Below are 21,702 nucleotides of genomic sequence, written 5' to 3'. Positions count from 1 at the left end.
ATCATGGCTCATGATCTGTTCGAAGCGGCGAAAGCCGCCATGGCCAAGGCCTATGCGCCCTATTCGAAATTTCCGGTCGGCGCGGCGTTGCGCACCGAGGACGGCCGTGTCTTCACCGGCGCCAATGTCGAGATCGCGTCCTATCCGGAGGGCTGGTGCGCTGAAACCACCGCACTTGCCAACTACATCATGGGCGGCGGCGGCAAAATCACGGAAATCGCCGTGATCGCCGAACGCGTGGCAAAATGCTCGCCCTGCGGCGGCTGCCGGCAGCGGCTGGCCGAATTTTGCCGGCCGGAAACGAAGTTCTATCTTTGCGATGATAGCGGTGTGGTCGAGACCGTGACCATGGGCGAGTTGCTGCCATACGGGTTTGAAGGCGATGTGCTGAAATGAAGGAAGCGCTCGATCACCTGGTCGAAAGGCTGGACGGGCTGGCGCCGACCACCGCCTTGGTGCTGGGGTCAGGGCTTGGCGGGCTTGTCGACCAGGTCCAGGATGCGGTGCGCATCTCCTACGCCGACTTGCCGGGGTTTCCCCGAAGCGGCGTCAGCGGCCATGCCGGCGAGGTGGTGGCCGGGCTCTTTGCCGGCACGCCGGTGCTGATGCTGTCCGGCCGGGCGCATTATTACGAGCACGGCAACGCGGCCGCGATGCGGCCGGCACTCGAGGTGCTCGCCGGCCTCGGCATCTCCAGGCTGATCCTCACCAACGCCGCCGGTTCGGTCGATCCCGGGATGGGTCCGGGCTCGGTGATGCTGATCACCGACCACATCAATTTCTCGGGCTCCAACCCGCTGATCGGCGAACCGAGCGACCGCCGTTTCGTCGGCCTGACCGAAGCCTACGACGCCGGTCTCCGCTCCGCCATCGAGCAGGCGGCGAAGGCCACCGGTACCACGCTGCACAAGGGCGTCTATATGTGGTTCTCCGGCCCATGCTTCGAGACGCCCGCCGAGATCCGCATGGCGCGCGTCATGGGCGCCAACGCGGTCGGCATGTCGACGGTGCCGGAGGTCATTCTCGCCCGCTTCCTCGGGCTGCGCGTCGCCGCCTGTTCGGTCGTGACCAACCTTGCCGCCGGCATGACCGGAGCCGAGCTGTCGCATCAGGAGACCAAGGACATGGCGCCGGTCGGCGGCGCGCGGCTGGCGACCATCCTGCAGCGTGTTTTTCAGGACGGGCTTCCGGAGCACAGGATCGAAGCCTGATGCTTCCCCAGGAAATCATCCGCCGCAAGCGCGATGGCCAGAAGCTCTCGGCTGAGGAGACAGCGTTCTTCATCGAGGGCCTGACCGCCGGCACCGTCACCGACGCGCAGGTCGGCGCTTTCGCCATGGCGGTATTCTTCAATGGCATGAGCCGCGACGAGGCGGTGGCGCTGACAATGGCGATGCGCGATTCCGGCGATGTGCTCGACTGGTCGGATCTGCCCGGCCCGGTCACCGACAAGCATTCGACGGGCGGCGTCGGCGACAATGTCTCCTTGATGCTGGCGCCGATCGTCGCTGCCTGCGGCGCCTATGTGCCGATGATTTCCGGCAGGGGTCTGGGCCATACCGGCGGCACACTGGACAAGATGGATGCGATCCCCGGTTATATCAGCCAGCCGGATGTTGCGCGCTTCCGCAAGACCGTGCTCGAAACTGGCTGCGCCATCATCGGCCAGACCGCTGATCTGGCACCCGCCGACGCCAGGCTCTACGCCATCCGCGATGTGACGGGAACGGTGGAATCGGTGCCGCTGATCACGGCCTCGATCCTGTCGAAGAAGCTGGCCGCCGGCCTCAATTCGCTGGTGCTTGACGTCAAGGTCGGCAACGGCGCCTTCATGGAGAAATCGCGCGACGCAACCACCCTGGCCAATAGCCTGGTCGAGGTCGCTAATGGCGCCGGCCTGAAGGCCTCGGCGTTGGTCACCGGCATGAACGAGCCGCTGGCGTCCGCCGCCGGCAATGCGGTCGAGGTGCGCAACGCCGTCGATTTTCTCACCGGCCGCTTTCGCGACGGGCGGCTTGAGGACGTGACGCTGGCGCTGGCCGCCGAGATGCTGCAATCGGCAGGCCTGGTGTCGTCCAACCAGGACGGCTTGCGCCGCGCCGCCGAGACGCTGGCCGGCGGCCGCGCCGCTGCCATCTTCGCGCGCATGGTGGCGGCACTCGGCGGTCCGGCCGACTTTGTCGACAATCCCGAAAAATATCTGCCGAAGGCGGCAACGGAATTCGCGGTCAAAGCGAGCGCCAACGGCTTTGTCACCGGCATCGCGACCCGCGAGATCGGGCTTGCGGTGGTCGGGCTTGGCGGCGGGCGGACGCGGCCGGACGACAAGATCGATCACGCGGTCGGCATCACCAGGCTGTTGCCGGTCGGCGCGGAAGTGCGGGCCTGCGAAGCGCTGGCGCTGGTCCATGCCCGCAATACCGGGGATGCCGAAGCGGCCGCGGCCGCCGTGGTCGCGGCCTATACGATCGGGACTTCCAAACCGGCCACGGAGAAAACCGTCATCCGGCGGATTCTGCCGCGCGGGTAGAGCCATTCCGATGGTATCGGATGAGCTCTATCTCCGAAAACCGGTCCCCACTTTTTCGGGATCACGGTCTACTGAACCAGCAGCAGCGTGCCGTCTTCGACCTGGTATTTTTCGAGCCGCTGCAGAAAGCTCATGCCGATCAGGTTGGTGTGCAGCGCCCTGTCGTCGAGCACGACGGCCTCGACGCCCTCGACGGTGATCCTGCCGATCTGCAGGCGGTCGATCGTCACCACGGCGGCCTTGATCGCACCGTTGGCGGTGTTGACCTGATGGCTGAAGTCCGCCGAATTGAGCGAGATGCCGATCCTGCGTGCGGTCGAGCTGTTGATGGCGACGAGCGTCGCGCCGGTATCGATCATGCCGTCGATCTGGCGGCCGTTCAACTTGAAGGCCGACATGAAATGCCCGCGCGCGTCCGCGGTGACGACGACCTTGCGGCCGAGCGGCTGCGGCGTCGCCGGCCTGTCCGGAACGGCGGCGAGGTTCAGGTCGGTTTGGGTGTCGGCCGGCTTGGCTCCGATGGCGGATTTCAACAGCCGCTCGATTACCTGTGGATTCGACTGATAGGCGATCGGCAGCGATGCCGACGTTCCGGCAAACACGCCAAGGATGAGAAGCTTGCGCAGCATGGACCGGCCTTTGTGGTTGCCGATCCTTAGTCCGATATGGTGTTTGCCGCTTTAACGAATGCGGAAACCAGCCGTTTGCGTAAACAGTCGGTAAACGGACCTATTTGGTGCCGTACATGCGGTCGCCGGCATCGCCGAGACCCGGCATGATGTAGCCCTTCTCGTTGAGTTGGCGGTCGATGGAAGCGGTGAAGACCGGAACATCGGGATGCGCCTGGGTAAACCGCTCGAGGCCCTCTGGTGCCGCCAACAGGCAGAGGAAGCGGATGTTGGTGGCGCCGCGGCCTTTCAGCTTGTCGATCGCCGCGATCGCCGAATTGGCGGTCGCCAGCATCGGGTCGACGACGATCACCGGCCGGTCGGCGAGGTCGCCCGGCGCCTTGAAGAAATACTCGACCGCTTCCAGCGTTTCATGGTCGCGGTAGAGGCCGATATGGGCGACACGCGCCGCTGGCACCAGATCGAGCAGCCCTTCGAGCAGGCCGTTGCCGGCGCGCAGCACCGAGGCGAAGACCAGTTTCTTGCCCTCCAGCGTCGGCGCCTCCATCGTCTCGATCGGCGTCTCGATCGTCGTCGTCGTCAGTTCCAGATTGCGGGTGACCTCGTAACCGAGCAGCAGCGAGATCTCGCGTAGCAGCCGCCGGAAGCCGGCCGTCGAGGTTTCCTTCTTGCGCATGATGGTCAGCTTGTGCTGGACAAGCGGATGGTCGACGACGGTGACGCCCTTCATGGTGTTCTCCAACTGCGCAGGTGAATAGTGAATGGTGAATGGTGAATAGTGAATAGTGAACTGGTTTGCGAGTCCTTGGTTGCGCGGAAAAACTCGCGGTTGACGAACCGAAGCGCGGGCGATCCATTCACCACTCACCTGCCCTTGGCGCCGAGCCTGCCCAGCAGCGCCGCCCTGGTCTTCCTGTCGACGAAGGCTGCCTCGATGGCCGTCCTGGTGACGGCGGTGAGCGCCTTGTCGTCCATCGCAAAATGCTCGGCGGCGATGTCGTATTCGCGTTTCAGCGAGGTCCAGAAATAGGGCGGGTCATCGGAGTTGAGCGTCACCTTGCAGCCCGCCGCCCGCAATGCAGGAAAGGGATGGTCGGCGAAGCTGTCGAAGACTTTCAGGGCGATGTTGGAGCCGGGGCAGCATTCGAGCACGACGCCTTCGTCGGCGATGCGCCGCACGAGATCGGGGTTCTCGATGGCGCGCACGCCATGGCCGATGCGAGATGGGCGGATGTGGTCGAGTGCCGCCTCGACGCTCTCCCAGCCCATCAATTCGCCGGCATGGACGGTGATGCCGAGGCCGGCCTCGCGGGCGATCTCGAAGGCCCTGACATAATCTTCCAGATCGCCTATCCGCTCGTCGCCGGCGACGCCGAAGCCAGTGACCAGCGGATGCCCGCTGCGGGCGGCGAAACGCGCCGCCCGCTCGATCGATTCGACGCCGAAATTGCGCACGCCGGTGACGATCATGCGGCCTTCGATGCCGGTCTTCGCCTTGGCGCGGGCCATGCCTTCGCCGAGCGCGCCGGTATAGGCCTTTGGCGACAGCCCGGCCTTGCTGGCATGATCGGGCGAGGTGAAAACCTCGGAATAGATGGCGCCGTCGCGGGCAAGGCTGGTCAGGTAGTGATCGGCCAGCCGCGCATAGTCTTCTTCGGTGCGGAACAGGTCGGAGGAGAAGTCGTAGGCGGCGAGGAAAGAGGTGAAATCGTGCCAGACGAAGGAGCCGTCCTGGATGTAGGGCGAGGCATCCTTGCCGTATTTCTCAGCCTGGCGCAGGACGAGTTCAGGCGCCGCTGCCCCTTCGATGTGGCAGTGCAGTTCTGCTTTCAAAGGCATTCGATTATCCCGTCAGGCTTTTTCTTATGACGCAAGTTCCCGTCGGAAAACCGTGTGACACTTTTCCGGAACCTGCTTCGAAGCGCGGCCGAACACCGCGCCTTAAACAATAGCGCCCGCACCATCGATCGGCTATGGTCCCGCCGATTTTATGGCGGATCAAAACGATGTCGGTTGAAAGAACCACTGCTGCGGGCGGTATGGAAACCTCCTATGGTTTCAAGCGGGTAGGACCAGGCGACAAACAGTCCCTGGTCAATGATGTTTTCCACAAGGTGGCGAACCGCTACGACCTGATGAACGATCTGATATCGGCCGGGCTGCATCGGTTGTGGAAGGACGCCATGGTCGCCTGGCTCAATCCACCGAAGCGGCCGGGCTGGAGCGTTCTCGACGTTGCCGGCGGCACCGGCGATGTCGCCTTCCGCATCGTCGAGGCGAGCGGCAGGCACGCTCATGCAACGGTTCTCGATATCAATGGCTCGATGCTCGCCGTCGGCCGCGACCGGGCCGAGAAAAAGGGCCTGTCGGCAAATACCGATTTCGTCGAAGCCAATGCCGAGGAACTGCCTTTTGCCGACGCTACTTTCGATGCCTACACCATCGCTTTCGGCATCCGCAACGTGCCGCGCATCGATGTGGCGCTTGCCGAGGCCTATCGCGTGCTGAAGCCTGGCGGGCGCTTTCTCTGCCTTGAATTTTCCGAGGTCGAGATGCCGCTGCTCGACAAGGTCTATGAAGCATGGTCGTTCAACGCCATCCCGCGGATCGGCAAGGCGGTGACCGGCGATGGCGAGCCATATTCCTATCTGGTCGAATCGATCCGCAAATTTCCCAATCAGCAGAATTTCGCGGCGATGATCTCGCGCGCGGGCTTCGAGCGCGCCTCATTTCGCAATTATTCCGGCGGCATCGCCGCGCTTCATTCGGGCTGGAAGCTTTGAGGCTGGCCCGCATTTCCATAACGCGACGTACCTTTCGCCAGTTCAGGCAACCGGCAGGGCACAGCCAGCCATGAGCAGCATCGGCGCTGGTTTCAGGCTCGTGCGGGCCGGCTGGGTGCTTGTGCGCGAGGGCGTCATCGCGGCCTTGCCCGGTGACGAGCTCTTCGGCCTGCCGAAATTCGGCTGGCGCATGGCCCGGCTATTCACCCGCCGTCGCGCGCTTGCCTATGAGCGCGGCGACCGGCTGGCCAAGGCGGTCGTGCGGCTCGGCCCGTCCTACGTCAAGCTCGGCCAGTTTCTGGCGACACGGCCAGACGTCGTCGGCAACGATATCGCGCTTGATCTCGCCATGCTGCAGGACAAGATGCAGACCTTTCCCAAGGCCGAGGCCATAGCGGCGATAGAAGCATCGCTCGGACGCAAGGTCGGTGAGCTCTATGCCAGTTTTGGCGAGGCCGTCGCCGCCGCCTCGATCGCCCAGGTCCATACCGCCGAAACGCTGCAGGACGGCGTCGCTAGGCGAGTGGCGGTGAAGGTCATCCGGCCGGGCGTGCGCCGCCGCTTCTTTCGCGATCTCGAGAGCTATTTCCTCGCCGCCCGGCTGCAGGAAAAGTACATCCCGTCGTCGCGCCGGCTGCGGCCGGTGGAGGTGACGGAGACGCTGGCCCAAACTACCAAGATCGAAATGGATTTGAGGCTGGAGGCGGCGGCTTTTTCCGAGCTCGGCGAGAATACCAAGGACGATCCCGGCTTTCGCGTGCCGTCGGTCGACTGGGAGCGCACCGGTCGTGACGTGCTGACCATGGAATGGGTCGACGGCATCAAGTTGAACGATATTGCCGGCCTCGCCGCCGCCGGCCACGACCTGAAGGCGATTGCCGCCAACCTGGTCCAGTCGTTCCTGCGCCATACGCTGCGTGACGGTTTCTTCCATGCCGACATGCATCCGGGCAACCTGTTCGTCGAGGCCGATGGCACCATCGTCGCCGTCGATCTCGGCATTGCCGGCCGGCTCGGCAGGAAGGAGCGCCGCTTCCTCGCCGAAATCCTCTATGGCTTCATCACGCGCGATTACCAGCGCGTCGCCGAGGTGCATTTCGAGGCCGGCTACGTGCCGCGCCAGCACAATGTCGCAGCTTTCGCCCAGGCGATCCGGGCGATCGGCGAACCGATCCACGGCCAGCCGGCCGAGACCATCTCGATGGCCAAGCTGCTGACGCTGCTGTTCGAGGTGACCGACCTCTTCGACATGGCGACGCGATCCGAGCTGGTGCTGCTGCAGAAGACCATGGTCGTTGTCGAGGGCGTCGCCCGCACCCTCGACCCGGCCTTCAACATGTGGAAGACGTCGGAACCTGTGGTCAGCGGCTGGATTGCGCGCAATCTCGGCCCGCGCGCTTTGCTGGCCGATGCGCGCGACGGCGCCAACGCGCTGCTGGCGCTGGCCCGCCAGGCGCCGGACCTCGCCGCCCGCACCGAGCGGCTGTCGCGTGAGATCGACCTGATGGCCGAACACGGCCTGCGCTTCGACGAAAGGACCGCGCACGCGATCGGCAAGGCCGAGGCGCGCTACACCCGCTCCGGCCGGCTGGCGCTGTGGGTAATCGCATTGACGCTGGTGTACATCGCCTGGAAGCTGCTTTAACGCCTTGTTGTCGATTGATTGCATTGCTATCATTGCCTTCGGCGATTTTGGATGAAGTGCAATCACATGGCCAGCATCACGATCCGCAACCTTGATGACGAGGTCAAGGATATGCTGCGCCGATTGGCTGCAGAGAATGGCCGGTCAATGGAAGACCAGGCGCGGGTCATGATCCGCGCAGCGGTCGAAGGTCAGCTCGGCTCGTCCGACCGCATCGACCAGATCGAGAAAACGTTGCGCGAACTGACAAGCTTGCAGAATCCTGCAGCTCCGGTGGTCGCGGTCCCCAGCCAGGTCGTGCGAGGTGTCCTCTCCGGCAAGCGCATCCTGCTGATCATCGGCGGAGGCATCGCTGCCTACAAGGCGCTCGACCTGATCCGCCGGCTGCGCGAGCGCGGTGCTTCGGTGCGCGTGGTGATGACAGCCGCGGCGCAGGAATTCGTCACCGCGCTGGCGGCCGGAGCACTGTCCGCCGACCACGTCTTCACCGAGCTGTTCGACCGGCAGGACGAGCACGACATCGGCCATATCCGGCTGTCGCGCGAGGCCGACCTTGTGGTCGTGGCGCCGGCCACCGCCGACCTGATGGCAAAGCTCGCCAACGGCCACGCCAACGACCTTGCCTCGACGGTGCTCATCGCCACTGACAAGCAGGTGTTGATGGCGCCGGCGATGAATCCGAAAATGTGGACACACCCGGCGGTCCGCCGCAACCGTGCGACGCTGGGTAAGGACGGCGTCGCATTCGTCGGCCCGGCGAAAGGCGAGATGGCCGAAAGCAACGAGGCGGGCGAGGGCCGCATGGCCGAGCCGCTGGAGATTGTCACCGCGGTCGAGGCGCTGCTGGACAGCCGGCCAAAGCCCCTGGCGGGAAGAAAGATCATCGTCACTTCCGGACCGACGCATGAACCGATCGATCCGGTGCGCTACATCGCCAACCGCTCGTCGGGCAAGCAGGGTCACGCCATCGCGGCGGCGCTGGCCAGGCTCGGCGCCGACGTGCGTCTCGTCTCCGGTCCGGTCGGCATTGCCGATCCGGCCGGCGTCGCCACGCTGCACGTCGAAACCGCCGTCGAGATGAAGGACGCGGTCGAGCAGCTGCTGCCGGCCGACGCGGCAGTGTTCGTCGCGGCTGTTGCCGACTGGCGTACTCAAAGTTCGGCCGGGGAAAAGATCAAGAAGGTGGCGGGCGAGGGACCTCCGGCGCTGCAAATGGTGGAAAATCCCGATATTCTTGCCGGTGTCGGGCATCACAAAAAGCGGCCGATGCTGGTGGTCGGTTTCGCCGCGGAGACGCAGGACCTGGTCAGGAACGCCCAGGCCAAGCTTACGAAAAAGGGTGCCGATCTTATCGTTGCCAATGACGTCTCGCATGAAGGCGGTTCTCCGGGCGTGATGGGCGGCGACCGCAACAAGGTGCGGATCGTCTCGAAGGCCGGCGTCGAGGAATGGCCGGAGATGAGCAAGGACGAGGTGGCGACGCGGCTCGCCGCACTGATCGCCGGCCGGCTGAAGACGGTGGTGGTTTAGTCAATCTTCCCCACGGAGATTGGCAGCTTCGCCGGCTTCGTGTCGCTCGCCCCCGAAATCCGCAAGGCGGCGAGGCATCCCAGGATGCCGAGTGGCACGAACGCGAGGAACAGCCAGGTAGCAACATTTGCCGCGGCCTCGCGGTTCAGGCCTTCGGAAAAGCCGCTGGCGTTGGCGACGATGCCCGTCAGTGCCGCACCCACGGCATAACCGATGCGCTGCATGGTCGGCACAGCGGCCGAGGCGATTGTCTGCTCGCCTTCCCGCGCCGATGCCACGACGACACGCGTGACGAACGGCCAGGCAATGCCGAAACCGCCGCCTTGCAGCAAGGCGCAAAGCAGGATCAACGGGATCGAGCCCGCCGGCACCGTATAGGCGAAACCGGCGACGCCAGTGGCGATCATCAGCGCGCCGCCGACGATAATCAGCCGTTCGCGCTCCGGCGGCGCATTGGCGACGAGGATCGACAGGATCGACCAGGCGATCGATTCGGCGGCGATGATGTAGCCGGTGGTGAGGATCGGAATACCGTGCAGGCTGGTCAGGAGCAGCGGTCCGTAGACCGCGAACGAACAGGTCGCCATCGAGAACGCCGCAACCATGGTCATGCCCGCGCCGACCGGCGAGCGCCATGAAAACAGCCGCGACGGGAACAGGCGCGAGCGCGGCTTCAGTGCGTCGATATAGATAAACAGCGCCAGGCCGATCAGGCCGAGGGTGAGCAGCAGCGACGAGCGCAGCAGGGCGATGTCGACGCCGGCGGTGGCGATCAGCACGACGCTGACGGCAAGGCAGCCAAGTGCTGCAAAGGGGAAGGGCGGCGCCGAGCCGCCGGTCGCCTGCGGCCTTGTTGCTTCAGGTGTATCGAGCACGAGGAAGCTTGCCAGCGCCATGGCCGTGCCGCCGAGGGTGAAGACGCCGAAGGCCCAGCGCCAGGACAGCAATTCGGTCATGACCGCGCCGAGCACCGGCCCGCTGAAGGCGGCGACACCCCAGATCGCCGACATGACGCCGAAAAGCTGCGGCCAGATCGCGCGGGCAAACAGCCGCTCGACCGAGACGAAGGCCAGCGACACCAGCGCGCCACCGCCGAGCCCTTCGATCAGGCGGCCGCAGAGGAACAGCGGCATCGAAGGCGCGGTGGCGCAGACCAGCGCGCCGGCGGCATAGAGCATTGCTGCGACCATCATGTTGGTGCGCAGCGCGACATAGCTCACCAGCCGTCCGGCGGCCGCACCGGCAACGATGGCGCCGAGCTCGTAGATCGCCAGCGACCAGCCGACCAGCTGCACGCCGGCGAGATCGCCGACCATGGCCGGCATGACCGTTGCCACCATGGTTTCGTTGGTAGCGTGCAGCAGGATGCCGAGGCTGATAAAGCAGAAGCGCGCGAGGTCGCCGCTCGCCCACAGCGCGCGCCAATCGACCCTGTTTGTGCTTGTTTTGATCATCCAGTCCCCCAAGCTTTCTTAGACGCTGGTCTAAAGGATTCGAGCGTTCTTCACATCCAAATGAGCGCATGCCGCAGTATGGGGAGGACTTCTAGAACCTCAACCGCAGTTGAGATCAAGCGGTTTTGATCACCGTTGGTGGGGCGGATGTCAAATTTGTGCGATGGGGGACAATCACGAGGCGTTGAGATTTCTGGTTGGACCGAAGACAAGCAAAATTGGATCGTCGCAATCTTCGGTCACAGTAACTGCATGGATCCTGGGATCCATGCCGTTACCTTGGAGCGCTGCAACTTTGAACATCAGGGCGGCCCATTCTCTGCGGAGTGGGCCTGCCGGAATCCATGAACTTTCGGCAGCTATTCGCAGGTCGACACCTACGCTGCCCCGCCGCTCGGGAGCCGCGCTACGCCGCTATTTGAACGAGTGGATCAGGTCCAGCGACGTGACGGCGACCGCCAGGTTGACGCCGGTCTGTGCCTGGACGCTGAGCGGCTGCAGCGAAAAGGCGCTGTCGAGGCCGCCGACCAGGAGATTGGCGCCGCCACCGGTGACCACGCTGGCCTCGGCATTCACGCCATAGTAGCTGCCGGCAAGGTCGCCTTCATCGTGGTTGCGGGTCGCCGCCAGAACCGCCCAGACCAGCTGGCCCTGATGCGTCCGGCCGACATCGACGCCGAGCTTGGAAATCACCCCGGTATAGACTTCGGAGGGGCCGCCACGATGCGGACGAAAGACACATGAAACACCCTTGTTGGAGGTGACGAGATAGGCCGTGCCGCCGTCGATGGTGCAGTCGAGCACACCGAGCTGGAGCTTGCTGGCGCTGGCGGGAGCGACAACGGCGGTCGTCGCGAGAGCGGCGGCACAGGCGAGTTTCTTGATCATGGCAGGGTCCTTTCCAAATGGCTTTGTACAAACGGCTGAGCACGCCGAGCGTTCCGCCGAAAACTTGGCGCCAGCAAGGTAAGGGTAAACGCAGGGTTGTCGGGGTGTGGAAAGGGCCGCCCGATAAACCGGCCCGATCAGCCGGCGCTGGTGCGGGCCAGGCCGTCCTTGGCCGGCTGGTAGGTCGGATTGAGGTGCACGGCCTCGCGGTAGGATTTCGCGGCCCTGACCTTGTCGCCGCGCCGCTCGTAGATCAGCGCCTGGTTGGACCACGCCTCGGCGTTCTTGCCGTCGAGCTTGATGGCCATATTGAAGTCGGCGAAGGCATTGTCCTCGTCGTTCATGGCAAGGTAGGAGAGGCCGCGTCCGTTGTAAGGCTCGGAGGCGTCCGGCGCCAGCGAAATGGCAGTCGAGAAGTCCTCGATAGCAAAGGCGTGCTGGCCCTGACTCTGGTAGATCAGGCCGCGATTGTGATAGGCGCGCGCGTCGGTCGTGTCGAGCTGAATGGCCTTCTGGAAATCGTTGAAGGCTTCCTGGACCCGGCCCGCCCTGCGGTAGAGATTGCCGCGGCCGATATAGGCGGCGTCATAATTGGAATTGATCTGGATCGAGCGGTTGTAGTCGGCCAGCGCGCTTGCCTGGTCACCGAGGAAGCGCTGGATGAGCGCCCGGTTCGAATAGGCCTGGTAGAAATTCGGATTGAGCTGGATGGCGGTGTCGAAGTCCTTCAGCGCCGCCTGGTACTGGCCGCCGCGGCCATAGGCCGAGCCGCGCACATTGTAGGCTTCCGGATCCTGAGGGTTGCGCTGGATCACCGCCGACAGCGAGGAGATGTTCTCGCTCGAGGCTTGCGCCTTGTCGATGTTGTTGAACTCGCCGGTCGGAACGCTCTGGCAGCCGGCAAGCGCCATCCCGGAAAGCAGGGCTGCCGTCAGGGCGAGGCCGCGCCACGCGGTTCTGCGCTCTACGGTGATTGCGTCCATATCTGCCCTGTCCTTACTGCGCCGTCTGGTCCGTTCCCCCTCCGAACCGGCATCTCTCCCAACCGGTCCTCTCGGACCGGGTCGAACTCACAACAAAAAGGTGGCGGCGATTCCGCATCGCGCCACCTTGGATATCCTTGGAAAAGGACGAAAAATTGACGTCAGAACCGCGGCGGACGCGGAGCACCGGCACCGGCAGCACCGGCCGCGACCGGACGTGGCGTCATCGGCAGCAGGCCTTCGCGCTGGGCGCGCTTGCGGGCCAGCTTGCGGGCGCGCCGCACGGCTTCCGCCTTTTCACGGGCGCGCTTCTCGGACGGCTTCTCGTAATGTCCGCGCATCTTCATTTCGCGGAAGATGCCTTCGCGCTGCATCTTTTTCTTGAGCGCGCGAAGCGCCTGATCAACATTGTTGTCGCGGACGAGTACCTGCACGTGCAATCCTGTCTTTCGGTTTGAAATCAACAGGCAAGCGGCCATAGCCACAAGCCTCCGCGGCGCGTTACACCACGAATTGGGGCGGCTGATAGCAGAATCAAGGGGCGCTGTCCACAGCCGATTGAGAGGCGGTGCCGATCCCGAAACGAAAAACCCGCCTCGGCGGCGGGTCTTCGGTGTGAATCAGCACCATACAGAAATTAGTAGCATAGCTGCCGGCACAAAGCAAGAACAAAATTCGCCTTGGGCCAGATAGGCGCCGCTACACCGTAGCCAGGTGGAGCTGCTCGAAACCCTCGAAGAACTCGCCGTAGTCGCAGGTTATCTCCTCGCCGGCGGCGATGTCGCGGGTCGCGGTGGCCCCGCCATATTGCGAAAAGTCGGTGTTCGGCTCGTCGGCGTGGTTCATGAAGCGGCCATTGTCGACCTCATAGACCATGAAGCCCGGCCGATCCGGACTGGGATAGGCATATCTGTCGAGCAATTCCTTGAGGTGCGGCGGCGCCGTCTCGTATCTTTCCACCGGGATCAGCCGGTCAAAGTCCGGATCGAGACGCCAGATCTGCGCGCCTTTGCGGACCGGCTCGGCGGCGAACACGCCGACGCCTTCGATTGCGCTTGCAGCGATATAGGTTCTGATCAGCAGCATGTTTCCAATCCGTCTTTGAGGAGAAGACGAAATCGTCAAATCGCCGGAAAAAGCAAGACCGGTTTTTCTGACGTTGGCTTGCGCGCCGATGCGCCAACCGCGAAACGCTTCACGTCCGGGTGATCGAGACGCCGCCATCGGCGAACAGTGCCGTGCCGGTGGTGAAGCTCGATGCATCGGAAGCCAGGTAAAGCGCCGAGCGGGCGATCTCCTCAGGCTCGGCGACGCGCTTCAAGGCATGCAGGTTTTCGACGAAGGCTCGCGATTCAGGTGTCTTGAACGTTGCCGAGGGCGTGTCGGTGCCGCCCGGCAGCAGCGCGTTGACTCGAATGCCCTTGGCGCCAAATTCGGCCGCCAGCACCTGCGTCAATCCGATCAGTCCGGCCTTGCTCGCCGCGTAGCTGGTCATGCCGGGCATGCCGACCGTGTAGCCGACGAAGGTGGAGGTGAAGATAAGCGAGCCGCCGCCGCGATCGATCATCGCCGGCACTTGGTATTTCGCGCCGAGAAAGGCGCTGGTCAGATTGGTATCGAGCGTCTCGCGCCAGCCCTCCAGCGACAGCTCCGAAACCGGCCCCATCCTACCGACCGAGCCGGCATTGTTGAAGGCGATGTCGAGCCCGCCGAATTTCCCGACCGCCAGGTCGACGAGGGCTTTGGCGTAGGCTTCGTCGCGTACGTCACCGGGAAGAGCGATGGCGGTGCCGTCGGCGTCTTCGATTTCGGCAACCAGTGCATCGAGCTCCGCCTGGCGGCGGGCTGCGACGACCACCTTGGCGCCTTCCTCCGCAAACACCTTGGCCGTGGCGCGGCCGATGCCGGAGCTGGCGCCGGTGACGATGGCAACTTTGTTTGCAAGTGCGGGCATTTTTTTGCATCCTTTTTTCGCGCCGGCCCTTGCCGGCAATCGGGATGCTTGGTCGCAAATCGGGACGGTGCGAACCACCCGATACCTGCGAGGTGCTTCGGATGTGGTTTGATCGCCCATCACGTCGCATGCCTCTTTTTCACCACGGCGCAAAACGGCAAGCGCCGTCGCAAACAGTGCAAGGCTGGCAGTGCGGTTTCGCTAGTGATACAGCTCGCGCGCCGGGGTTGGCTGATCTGCCCGGCCGCCATTTGCGAGGCCTGCAACGTTGAAGAAATACTCGGTATTCGCCATCGCCCGCGAGGCCATGCGCGGTCATAGAGGCTGGGAGGAACAGTGGTCCTCGCCGGAGCCGAAAAAGGAGTATGACGTCGTCATCGTCGGCGCCGGCGGCCACGGCCTGGCCACCGCCTATTATCTCGCCACGGTGCACGGCATCAGCAATGTCGCGGTTTTGGAAAAAGGCTGGCTCGGCGGCGGCAATACCGGCCGCAACACCACCATCATCCGCTCGAACTATCTCTACGACGAGAGCGCCGGCATCTACGACCATGCGCTGAAGCTGTGGGACGGGCTCAGCCAGGAGCTCAACTACAACGTCATGTATTCGCCGCGCGGCGTCATGATGCTCGCCCACAACATCCACGACATCCAGGTGCTGAAGCGGCACGTCCACGCCAACCGGCTGAACGGCATCGACAATGAATGGCTGACGCCGGAGCAGGCCAAGGAATTCTGCCCGCCGCTCAACATTTCGCGCGATGCTCGCTACCCGGTGATGGGTGCTGCCCTGCAGCGCCGCGGCGGCACGGCGCGCCACGATGCCGTCGCCTGGGGCTATGCGCGCGGCGCTTCGGCGCGTGGCGTCCACATCATCCAGAATTGCGAGGTCACGGGTGTCAAGCGGGCGCCGAACGGCGCGGTCACCGGCGTCGAGACGACGCGCGGCTTCATCGGCGCCAAGAAGGTCGGCGTGGTCGCCGCCGGGCACTCCTCGGTGATCATGAACATGGCCGGCGTGCGCATGCCGCTGGAAAGCTATCCGTTGCAGGCACTGGTGTCGGAGCCGGTCAAGCCAGTGGTGCCCTGCGTGGTGATGTCGAACACCGTGCATGCCTATATCTCGCAGTCCGACAAGGGCGAGCTGGTCATCGGCGCCGGCACCGACCAGTATGTCTCCTATTCGCAGACCGGTGGGTTGCACATATTGCAGCATACGCTCGACGCCATATGCGAGATGTTCCCGATCTTCACGCGCATGAAGATGCTGCGTTCGTGGGGCGGCATCGTCGACGTGACGCCGGACCGTTCGCCAATCCTGGCCAAGACGCCGGTGCCCGGCCTCTATGTCAATTGCGGCTGGGGTACGGGCGGCTTCAAGGCGACGCCGGGTTCGGGCCATGTCTTTGCCCATACGATCGCCAGGGACGATCCGCACCCGATCAACGCACCTTTCACCATAGAGCGCTTCCGCACCGGCCGGCTGATCGATGAGGCGGCGGCGGCAGCGGTGGCGCACTGAGCACCGCAATGACGCGCAAGACTCACACCTTGCTTTTCGGATTGGCCCTCGTTGGGGTCACGGTGCTGTTCGCGCTGTTGGTGCTTCGGGAGATTTTGGTTCGAATTGGATACGAGGCAAATGCGGTCGATCCTGTGATGGGGGCAATGTTTGCAGTGATCGGACTACGTACCTTTGGCTGCGTGGTTGCGTTTAGCCTACCGAAATTCTTCGCGGACATGTTTCTGAACGACACCTATCCAAGGCCTAGGTTCTTTGGGCCGCGAAAGCAGGTGGGCGTCGATCGAGCCAGAGAGAAATTGCGGTCAGTAGGGCTACTCCTCGAAGACGGTCCTGACGAAAAAAATGTTGTGACAAAACGTGGCAAGGATGACGCCTTTCCGCATGGTGAGTCAATTAAAACCAAGAAAGTCGATTGATGCTTCTCATCCGCTGCCCCTATTGCGAGGAAGAGCGTCCGGAGCTCGAATTCCGCAACGCCGGCGAGGCGCATATTGCGCGTTCCCCGAACATCGCCGGCGAGAGTGACGACGACTTCGAAAAGTTCTTTTTCATCCGCTCCAATCCCAAGGGGATCATCTATGAGCGCTGGCGGCACATGCATGGCTGTGCGCGGTTCTTCAATGCCGTGCGCGACACCGTCAGCGACAGGTTCCTGATGACCTACAAGGCCGGTGAGCCGAAGCCCACGAAGCTGCCGGGAGCCGCCAAATGAGCGCCACGTTCCGCATTGCCGGCGCCGGGCGGCTCAAACAGGCAAAGATAGCCGGCTTCAGCTTCGACGGCCGCCCCTATACCGGCATCGAGGGCGACACGCTGGCCTCGGCGCTGCTTGCCAATGGCGTCCATCTCGTCGGCCGCTCGTTCAAGTACCACCGGCCGCGCGGCTTCCTGTCGGCCGGCGCCGAAGAGCCGAATGCGCTGGTCGAGATCAAGCGCGACGCGGCACGCAGGACGCCGAACGTCCGCGCCACCGTACAGGAGCTCTATGACGGGCTGACCGCACAGTCGCAGAACCGCTGGCCGTCGCTGGCCTTCGACATCGGTGCGGTCAGCAGCATTGCCTCGCCGATGCTTTCGGCCGGCTTCTACTACAAGACCTTCATGTGGCCGAAGGCGGCGTGGAAAAACCTCTACGAGCCCAAGATCCGGGCCGCCGCCGGTCTCGGCGTCGCCCCCGACCAGCCGGACCCCGACCACTATTCGGCGCGCTTCGCCCATTGCGAGGTGCTGGTGCTTGGCGGCGGTGCCGCGGGCATCGCCGCGGCATTGGCTGCGGCCGAGACCGGCGCGCGCGTCATCCTTGCCGACGAGCAGGTGAAATTCGGCGGCAGCCTGTGCTTCGAGAGCGGCGCGAAGATTGAAGGCCAGGACGGCTTTTCCTGGGCGCAATCCGCCGTCGCCAAGTTGAGCGCGATGGACAATGTCCGCGTGCTGCCGCGCACCACGGCCTTCGGCTATTACGCGCAGAATTTCGTCGGGCTGGTCGAGCGCGTCAGCGACCATCTGCAGAGCCCCGACCGCGACCTGCCGCGCGAGCGGCTGTGGCAGGTTCGCGCCAAACGCTTGGTGCTGGCGACCGGCGCCATCGAGCGCCACATGGTGTTTGCCGACAACGACCGCCCCGGCATCATGCTGGCGTCGGCGGCGCGCACCTATCTCAACCATTACGGCGTCGCCGTCGGCAGGAATGTTGGCGTCTATACGGCAAACGATTCCGCCTATGCGGCGGCGATCGACCTGAAGAAGGCCGGCATCAACGTGGCGGCGATCGTCGATCTGCGCGACAACCCGGCCGGGCCGGTGATCGACGAGGCGAGGGCGCTCGGCATAGAGGTCAATTTCGGCCGCGCCGTGATCCGCGCCGGCGGCAAGCTGCGGGTGTCGTCGATGACCGTGCAGCCGAAGAATGGCGGCGGCGAACGCACCATGCCGGTTGACGCGATCTTGATGTCGGCCGGCTGGACACCGTCGGTGCATCTGTTCTCGCAATCGCGCGGCAAGGTCGCCTTCAATGACGAGACCAAGCGCTTCGTGCCCGGAATTTATGCGCAGGACTGCGTCTCGGTCGGCGCCTGCAACGGCACCGACGGGCTGTCGGCGACGATCGACGAGGCCTATGCTGCGGGCACCAAGGCGGCCAAGGACGCCGGCAGCAAGCCGGCCAGGGGCACCAAGCCGAAGGTCGATGCCGGCGAGAGCTGGTCGCGCGGCATGCTGGGTGCGGCGCCCGGCGCCGGGGCGGATACGACGGTAAAGGCGTTCGTCGATTTCCAGAACGACGTCACCGCCAAGGACATTCGCCAGGCGGTGCATGAAGGCATGCGCTCGATCGAGCACGTCAAGCGCTTCACCACCAACGGCATGGCGACCGATCAGGGCAAGACCTCCAACATGCACGGCCTGGCGATTGCCGCCGAGACGCTGGGCAAGCCGATCCCGCAGGTCGGGCTGACGACGTTCCGCGCGCCGTATACGCCGGTGACGTTCGGCTCGATCGTCGGGCACGCGCGGGGTCCCCTGTTCGACCCGACCCGCAAGACGGCGATCCATCCCTGGGCAGAGCGTCAAGGCGCGATGTTCGAGGATGTCGGCCAGTGGAAGCGCGCCTGGTATTTCCCGAAGCCAGGCGAGGACATACATGCGGCCGTCGACCGCGAATGCGTCACGGTGCGCAAGACGGCCGGCCTGTTTGACGCCTCGACGCTGGGCAAGATCGAGGTGGTCGGGCCGGATGCGGCCAAATTCATGGAACTGCTCTACACCAATCCATGGGAGAAGCTCGAGCCCGGCCGCTGCCGCTACGGCATCATGCTGCGCGAGGACGGCTTCATCTATGACGACGGTGTCGTCGGCAGGCTTGCACCCGACCGTTTCCATGTGACGACGACGACCGGCGGCGCGCCGCGCGTCATGAACCATATGGAAGACTATCTCCAGACCGAGTTCCCGCATCTCAACGTTTGGCTGACCTCGATCACCGAGCAGTGGGCGGTCATCGCCGTGCAGGGGCCCAAGTCTCGCGACATCATCGCGCCGCTGGTCGAGGGCATCGACATGTCGGATGAGGCGCTGCCGCATATGTCGGTGCGCGAAGGCCAGATCTGCGGCGTCCCGACCAGGCTGTTTCGCATGTCGTTCAGCGGCGAGCGCGGCTTCGAGGTCAACGTGCCGGCCGATTACGGCGAGGCGGTCTGGGAAGCGCTATGGGCCGAGGGCCAGAAACACGGCGCCTGTGCCTACGGCACCGAGTCGATGCATGTGCTGCGCGCCGAAAAGGGCTACATCATCGTCGGCCAGGATACCGACGGCACGGTAACGCCGAACGACGCCGGGCTCGACTGGGCGGTCGGCAAGAAGAAGACCGACTTCGTCGGCATTCGCGGCATGGCGCGGCCGGACTTGGTCGCCAAGGGCCGCAAGCAGCTTGTCGGCCTGAAGACCAGGGATCCCAAGGTGGTGCTGGAGGAGGGCGCGCAGATCGTCGCTGACCCGAAGCAGGCAATCCCGATGAAGATGGTCGGCCATGTCACCTCAAGCTATTGGTCGCAAAATTGCGGCCGCTCGATCGCGCTGGGGCTGGTCGCCGGCGGCCGCGATCGCATGGGCGAGACGCTCTATGTGCCGATGCCGAACGGGGTGATCGAGGTGGAGGTCACCGGTATGGTGTTCTTCGACGAGAAGGGAGAGCGCCTCAATGGCTAAGGCCGCTTTGAAAACCGCCGCCGCCGGGCCGTCGGTCGAACGCCGTCCGGCTCTGGCCAGCCAGTCGCTTTCCGCCACCGGCGTCACACTTGCCGTACTACCGCCGGCCGAGCGCATATCGCTGCGCGCGCCGGACGCCTCGATCGCGGCACTTTCGAAAGCGCTCGGCGTCGTCCTGCCGCAAAGGCCGAAAACCTCGGCGGCAAAGGCCGGACGCACGGCCTTGTGGCTGGGGCCGGACGAATGGCTGGTCATCGACGAGAGCGGAAAAGATCCGCTCGCCGATTGCGCCAGCATTCCCGCGCTGCATTCGGCGGTCGGCATCTCGCACCGCAACGTCGCCATATCCGTTACCGGTCCGGCTGCCGCGGCGACGGTCAATGCCGGCTGCCCGCAGGATTTGTCGCTCGACGCCTTTCCGGTCGGGGCGGCGTCGCGTACCATTCTCGGCAAGGTCGAAATCGTGCTGCTGCGCACCGCGGCCGACACGTTCCGCGTCGAATGCTGGCGTTCCTTTTCCGATTATGTCTTTACGTTTCTGTCGGAGGCAGCGCGCGACGCGGCAGCATAGGCATGTTCGCCGCGCCCGACCGTTCTGCGACAGCGAGCCGAGGGAGAATGCAAATGCCGTCGAACTCCGCGCCGAAGTCGCCGGCCAAGACGCCGGCTGTGCGCTCTTTCGAAAACGAGCAGCGCACTGAGACGGATATTGAAGAGGAACTCGAGGAAGGCCTCGAGGATACATTCCCGGCCAGCGATCCGGTGTCGATCACCGGAACGGCCATTCCCGGCGCACCGGCAAGACCTGGCAAGCCCAAAAGCGTGGCAGGACAGAAGCGCAAGAGATAATTTCTATCGGCCCGGCGGGGCCGGTTCGGTTGGCGAGGGCAACCCTTCAGGTTTGCGCGGTTTTGCGTTCCAGCGTCGATGATTGGCGAAAGCCCGAACGAGGGCGATCTCCCCCGCAAGGGGGGAGATTGGCAGTTTCGCCGATGGCTCGAAGTCCTCAGAAGCTGCTTGGCACGATCCACGGGTCGATGCCGATGCCGAGCCTCGGGCCTTTGCTGCCGGCCTTGTGGGTCGCGGCATCCGCCTTTTCAAGCGATCCGGTCGGCGCGCAATCGAGCTTCACATCGGTCTTGGTGTCGACGCAGGCCCCTTCTTGCTTGGCTGGCTGACTGCTGCCGGCAAATGCGGCGCCAGAGAGCGCCAGCAGGGCGGCGAGCGTGAGGATTGCCTTCTTCATGGTCAGTCTCCGGTTCCAGTTATTCGACTTGTACATGTACGGTATTGCGTACAGATACGGCTATGACTTACGGAGGTTCAAGCAAAATCGTACATGTACAGAGAAGTTGAGCGCAGGAATTGCCGAACGCTCGGTGCCGGAGCGCGGATCGTTCGGAGAAGATCCTACAGATCGGGAGAAGGGCCGCTCTTCAGCAATTGACCGGCGGCGTGAGCGGCGCGATCTGGTGCGCGGCGATGGCTTCAAGCATGATGTCGCCGATCCGTGTGATGAACGTCGTCTGGTCGCCGAACGGGTAGAACGGGAAGGTGATCAACAACGAGATGGCGCCGTGGCCAACTGCCCACAGCATGGTGGCGATGGCGCGTGGATCGCCTCTGAGCCTGCCCGCGGCAACGCAGGCTTCGACCCTCTCGATCAGCACTTTCATCGCCGGGTTGCCGCTCTCCATTTCGGCGAAGGTCTTGCCGGCTGGCGGCCTGACTTTTTCGGTCATGAAGACGGTGCGGTACTCGTTGGGATTTTCCAGCCCGAAGGCGGCGTATTCGACCAGCACGGCCTTGAGCGCCTCGATCGGGTCGTCGGCCGTATGATTTGCGATGCGCCTGGCCAAGGTCTCGAACGCGTCCTCGGCTAAGGCGAACAGGATGTCCTGCTTGTCGGCGAAATAGGAATAGACCGACATCGGCGCATAGCCGACGCGCTTGGCGAGCTTACGGATGGTGAGGCCGTCATAGCCTTCTTCCTGGACAAGCTTGTGCGCGGCATCGACAAGTTCGGAACGCAGTTCGGCCTTTTGTTTTTCGCGGCGCTCCTGGACGCTTAGCTGCAAC

Annotated in this window: 23 protein-coding genes; 12 read left to right on the top strand and 11 right to left on the bottom strand. The window is 64.1% G+C overall.

Annotated elements, in window-relative coordinates; genetic code table 11:
• Positions 1 to 3 precede the first annotated feature (3 nt).
• The 3 genes from cdd to deoA are packed head-to-tail and all read left to right on the top strand — an operon-like array spanning position 4 to position 2,530.
• Positions 4 to 396: a cytidine deaminase gene (gene cdd / locus NKG60_RS15705; protein WP_352488680.1), complete on the top strand. Its 393-nt coding sequence runs from the start codon at positions 4 to 6 to the stop codon at positions 394 to 396.
• Positions 393 to 1,211: a purine-nucleoside phosphorylase gene (locus NKG60_RS15700; protein ID WP_352665593.1), complete on the top strand. Its 819-nt coding sequence runs from the start codon at positions 393 to 395 to the stop codon at positions 1,209 to 1,211. The genes cdd and NKG60_RS15700 overlap by 4 nt, the downstream gene beginning before the upstream one ends.
• The gene (deoA, locus tag NKG60_RS15695; protein WP_352665591.1) at positions 1,211 to 2,530 is read left to right on the top strand and encodes a thymidine phosphorylase; all 1,320 of its coding nucleotides are present in this window, start codon (positions 1,211 to 1,213) and stop codon (positions 2,528 to 2,530) included. The genes NKG60_RS15700 and deoA overlap by 1 nt, the downstream gene beginning before the upstream one ends.
• Before the next feature lie 68 nt (positions 2,531 to 2,598).
• Here deoA and NKG60_RS15690 read toward each other — a convergent pair whose 3' ends face one another.
• From NKG60_RS15690 to NKG60_RS15680, 3 genes are all read right to left on the bottom strand, one after another.
• The gene (locus tag NKG60_RS15690; RefSeq protein ID WP_352975117.1) at positions 2,599 to 3,159 is read right to left on the bottom strand and encodes a TIGR02281 family clan AA aspartic protease; all 561 of its coding nucleotides are present in this window, start codon (positions 3,157 to 3,159) and stop codon (positions 2,599 to 2,601) included.
• Between the two features lie 100 nt (positions 3,160 to 3,259).
• Positions 3,260 to 3,889 (bottom strand): uracil phosphoribosyltransferase, encoded by a 630-nt coding sequence (gene upp, locus NKG60_RS15685; RefSeq protein ID WP_352975115.1) that lies wholly within the window; start codon positions 3,887 to 3,889, stop codon positions 3,260 to 3,262.
• 134 nt (positions 3,890 to 4,023) lie between these two features.
• Complete coding sequence (locus NKG60_RS15680; protein WP_352665589.1) at positions 4,024 to 4,998, bottom strand: adenosine deaminase; 975 nt, start codon at positions 4,996 to 4,998, stop codon at positions 4,024 to 4,026.
• Positions 4,999 to 5,165: 167 nt separating this feature from the next.
• On the opposite strand from NKG60_RS15680, the gene ubiE reads away from it, so the two are divergent.
• The 3 genes from ubiE (at position 5,166) to coaBC (ending at position 9,117) form a co-directional block, all read left to right on the top strand.
• Entirely contained in the window at positions 5,166 to 5,942 is a 777-nt protein-coding gene (ubiE, locus tag NKG60_RS15675; protein WP_352665588.1) for a bifunctional demethylmenaquinone methyltransferase/2-methoxy-6-polyprenyl-1,4-benzoquinol methylase UbiE, read from the top strand.
• Between the two features lie 70 nt (positions 5,943 to 6,012).
• Complete coding sequence (gene ubiB / locus NKG60_RS15670; protein ID WP_352665587.1) at positions 6,013 to 7,587, top strand: 2-polyprenylphenol 6-hydroxylase; 1,575 nt, start codon at positions 6,013 to 6,015, stop codon at positions 7,585 to 7,587.
• A 66-nt stretch (positions 7,588 to 7,653) separates the two neighbouring features.
• Entirely contained in the window at positions 7,654 to 9,117 is a 1,464-nt protein-coding gene (coaBC, locus tag NKG60_RS15665; protein WP_352665586.1) for a bifunctional phosphopantothenoylcysteine decarboxylase/phosphopantothenate--cysteine ligase CoaBC, read from the top strand.
• Here coaBC and NKG60_RS15660 read toward each other — a convergent pair.
• The 6 genes from NKG60_RS15660 to NKG60_RS15635 all read right to left on the bottom strand — a co-directional run bounded on the left by NKG60_RS15660 (position 9,114) and on the right by NKG60_RS15635 (position 14,396).
• A complete protein-coding gene (locus NKG60_RS15660; protein ID WP_352665585.1) occupies positions 9,114 to 10,571 on the bottom strand; it encodes an MFS transporter in 1,458 nt (485 codons plus the stop codon). The genes coaBC and NKG60_RS15660 overlap by 4 nt on opposite strands.
• Positions 10,572 to 10,985: 414 nt before the next feature.
• Positions 10,986 to 11,459: a DUF992 domain-containing protein gene (locus tag NKG60_RS15655; protein WP_352665584.1), complete on the bottom strand. Its 474-nt coding sequence runs from the start codon at positions 11,457 to 11,459 to the stop codon at positions 10,986 to 10,988.
• Between the two features lie 137 nt (positions 11,460 to 11,596).
• Positions 11,597 to 12,442 carry a tetratricopeptide repeat protein gene (locus NKG60_RS15650; protein ID WP_352665583.1) on the bottom strand — a complete coding sequence of 282 codons (846 nt, stop codon included), beginning with the start codon at positions 12,440 to 12,442 and terminating at the stop codon, positions 11,597 to 11,599.
• A 161-nt stretch (positions 12,443 to 12,603) separates the two neighbouring features.
• Positions 12,604 to 12,876 (bottom strand): 30S ribosomal protein S21, encoded by a 273-nt coding sequence (gene rpsU / locus NKG60_RS15645; protein WP_023675331.1) that lies wholly within the window; start codon positions 12,874 to 12,876, stop codon positions 12,604 to 12,606.
• Between the two features lie 265 nt (positions 12,877 to 13,141).
• A complete protein-coding gene (locus tag NKG60_RS15640) occupies positions 13,142 to 13,528 on the bottom strand; it encodes an SET domain-containing protein (RefSeq protein WP_352867227.1) in 387 nt (128 codons plus the stop codon).
• A gap of 109 nt (positions 13,529 to 13,637) precedes the next feature.
• The gene (locus NKG60_RS15635) at positions 13,638 to 14,396 is read right to left on the bottom strand and encodes an SDR family oxidoreductase (protein WP_352867224.1); all 759 of its coding nucleotides are present in this window, start codon (positions 14,394 to 14,396) and stop codon (positions 13,638 to 13,640) included.
• A 268-nt stretch (positions 14,397 to 14,664) separates the two neighbouring features.
• Between NKG60_RS15635 and NKG60_RS15630 the strand changes: the two genes are divergently transcribed.
• From NKG60_RS15630 to NKG60_RS15605, 6 genes are read left to right on the top strand one after another with little or no spacing between them, the layout of a single operon-like run.
• Positions 14,665 to 15,918, top strand: coding sequence for a sarcosine oxidase subunit beta (locus tag NKG60_RS15630; RefSeq protein WP_352867221.1), 1,254 nt, complete (start codon positions 14,665 to 14,667; stop codon positions 15,916 to 15,918).
• An 8-nt stretch (positions 15,919 to 15,926) separates the two neighbouring features.
• Entirely contained in the window at positions 15,927 to 16,337 is a 411-nt protein-coding gene (locus NKG60_RS15625) for a hypothetical protein (RefSeq protein ID WP_352867218.1), read from the top strand.
• A complete protein-coding gene (locus tag NKG60_RS15620; protein ID WP_292519105.1) occupies positions 16,337 to 16,633 on the top strand; it encodes a sarcosine oxidase subunit delta in 297 nt (98 codons plus the stop codon). The genes NKG60_RS15625 and NKG60_RS15620 overlap by 1 nt, the downstream gene beginning before the upstream one ends.
• Positions 16,630 to 19,623, top strand: a complete 2,994-nt coding sequence (locus NKG60_RS15615; protein WP_352975113.1) for a sarcosine oxidase subunit alpha — start codon at positions 16,630 to 16,632, stop codon at positions 19,621 to 19,623. Before NKG60_RS15620 ends, NKG60_RS15615 begins: the two co-directional genes overlap by 4 nt.
• On the top strand, positions 19,616 to 20,194 hold the full coding sequence (locus NKG60_RS15610) for a sarcosine oxidase subunit gamma (RefSeq protein WP_352665576.1): 579 nt from the start codon (positions 19,616 to 19,618) through the stop codon (positions 20,192 to 20,194). Before NKG60_RS15615 ends, NKG60_RS15610 begins: the two co-directional genes overlap by 8 nt.
• Before the next feature lie 53 nt (positions 20,195 to 20,247).
• Positions 20,248 to 20,472, top strand: a complete 225-nt coding sequence (locus NKG60_RS15605; RefSeq protein WP_352665575.1) for a hypothetical protein — start codon at positions 20,248 to 20,250, stop codon at positions 20,470 to 20,472.
• A gap of 157 nt (positions 20,473 to 20,629) precedes the next feature.
• On the opposite strand, the gene NKG60_RS15600 is transcribed toward NKG60_RS15605, so the two are convergent.
• Together NKG60_RS15600 and NKG60_RS15595 are read right to left on the bottom strand one after the other, a co-directional pair.
• Positions 20,630 to 20,869, bottom strand: a complete 240-nt coding sequence (locus NKG60_RS15600) for a DUF680 domain-containing protein (RefSeq protein WP_352665573.1) — start codon at positions 20,867 to 20,869, stop codon at positions 20,630 to 20,632.
• A 190-nt stretch (positions 20,870 to 21,059) separates the two neighbouring features.
• Entirely contained in the window at positions 21,060 to 21,701 is a 642-nt protein-coding gene (locus NKG60_RS15595; protein WP_352867214.1) for a TetR/AcrR family transcriptional regulator, read from the bottom strand.
• Between the last annotated feature and the right edge of the window lies 1 nt (position 21,702).

This window comes from Mesorhizobium sp. M1428 (assembly GCF_040317515.1).
Taxonomy (GTDB): Bacteria; Pseudomonadota; Alphaproteobacteria; order Rhizobiales; family Rhizobiaceae; genus Mesorhizobium.
This window is presented reverse-complemented; position numbering and strand designations above follow the sequence as displayed.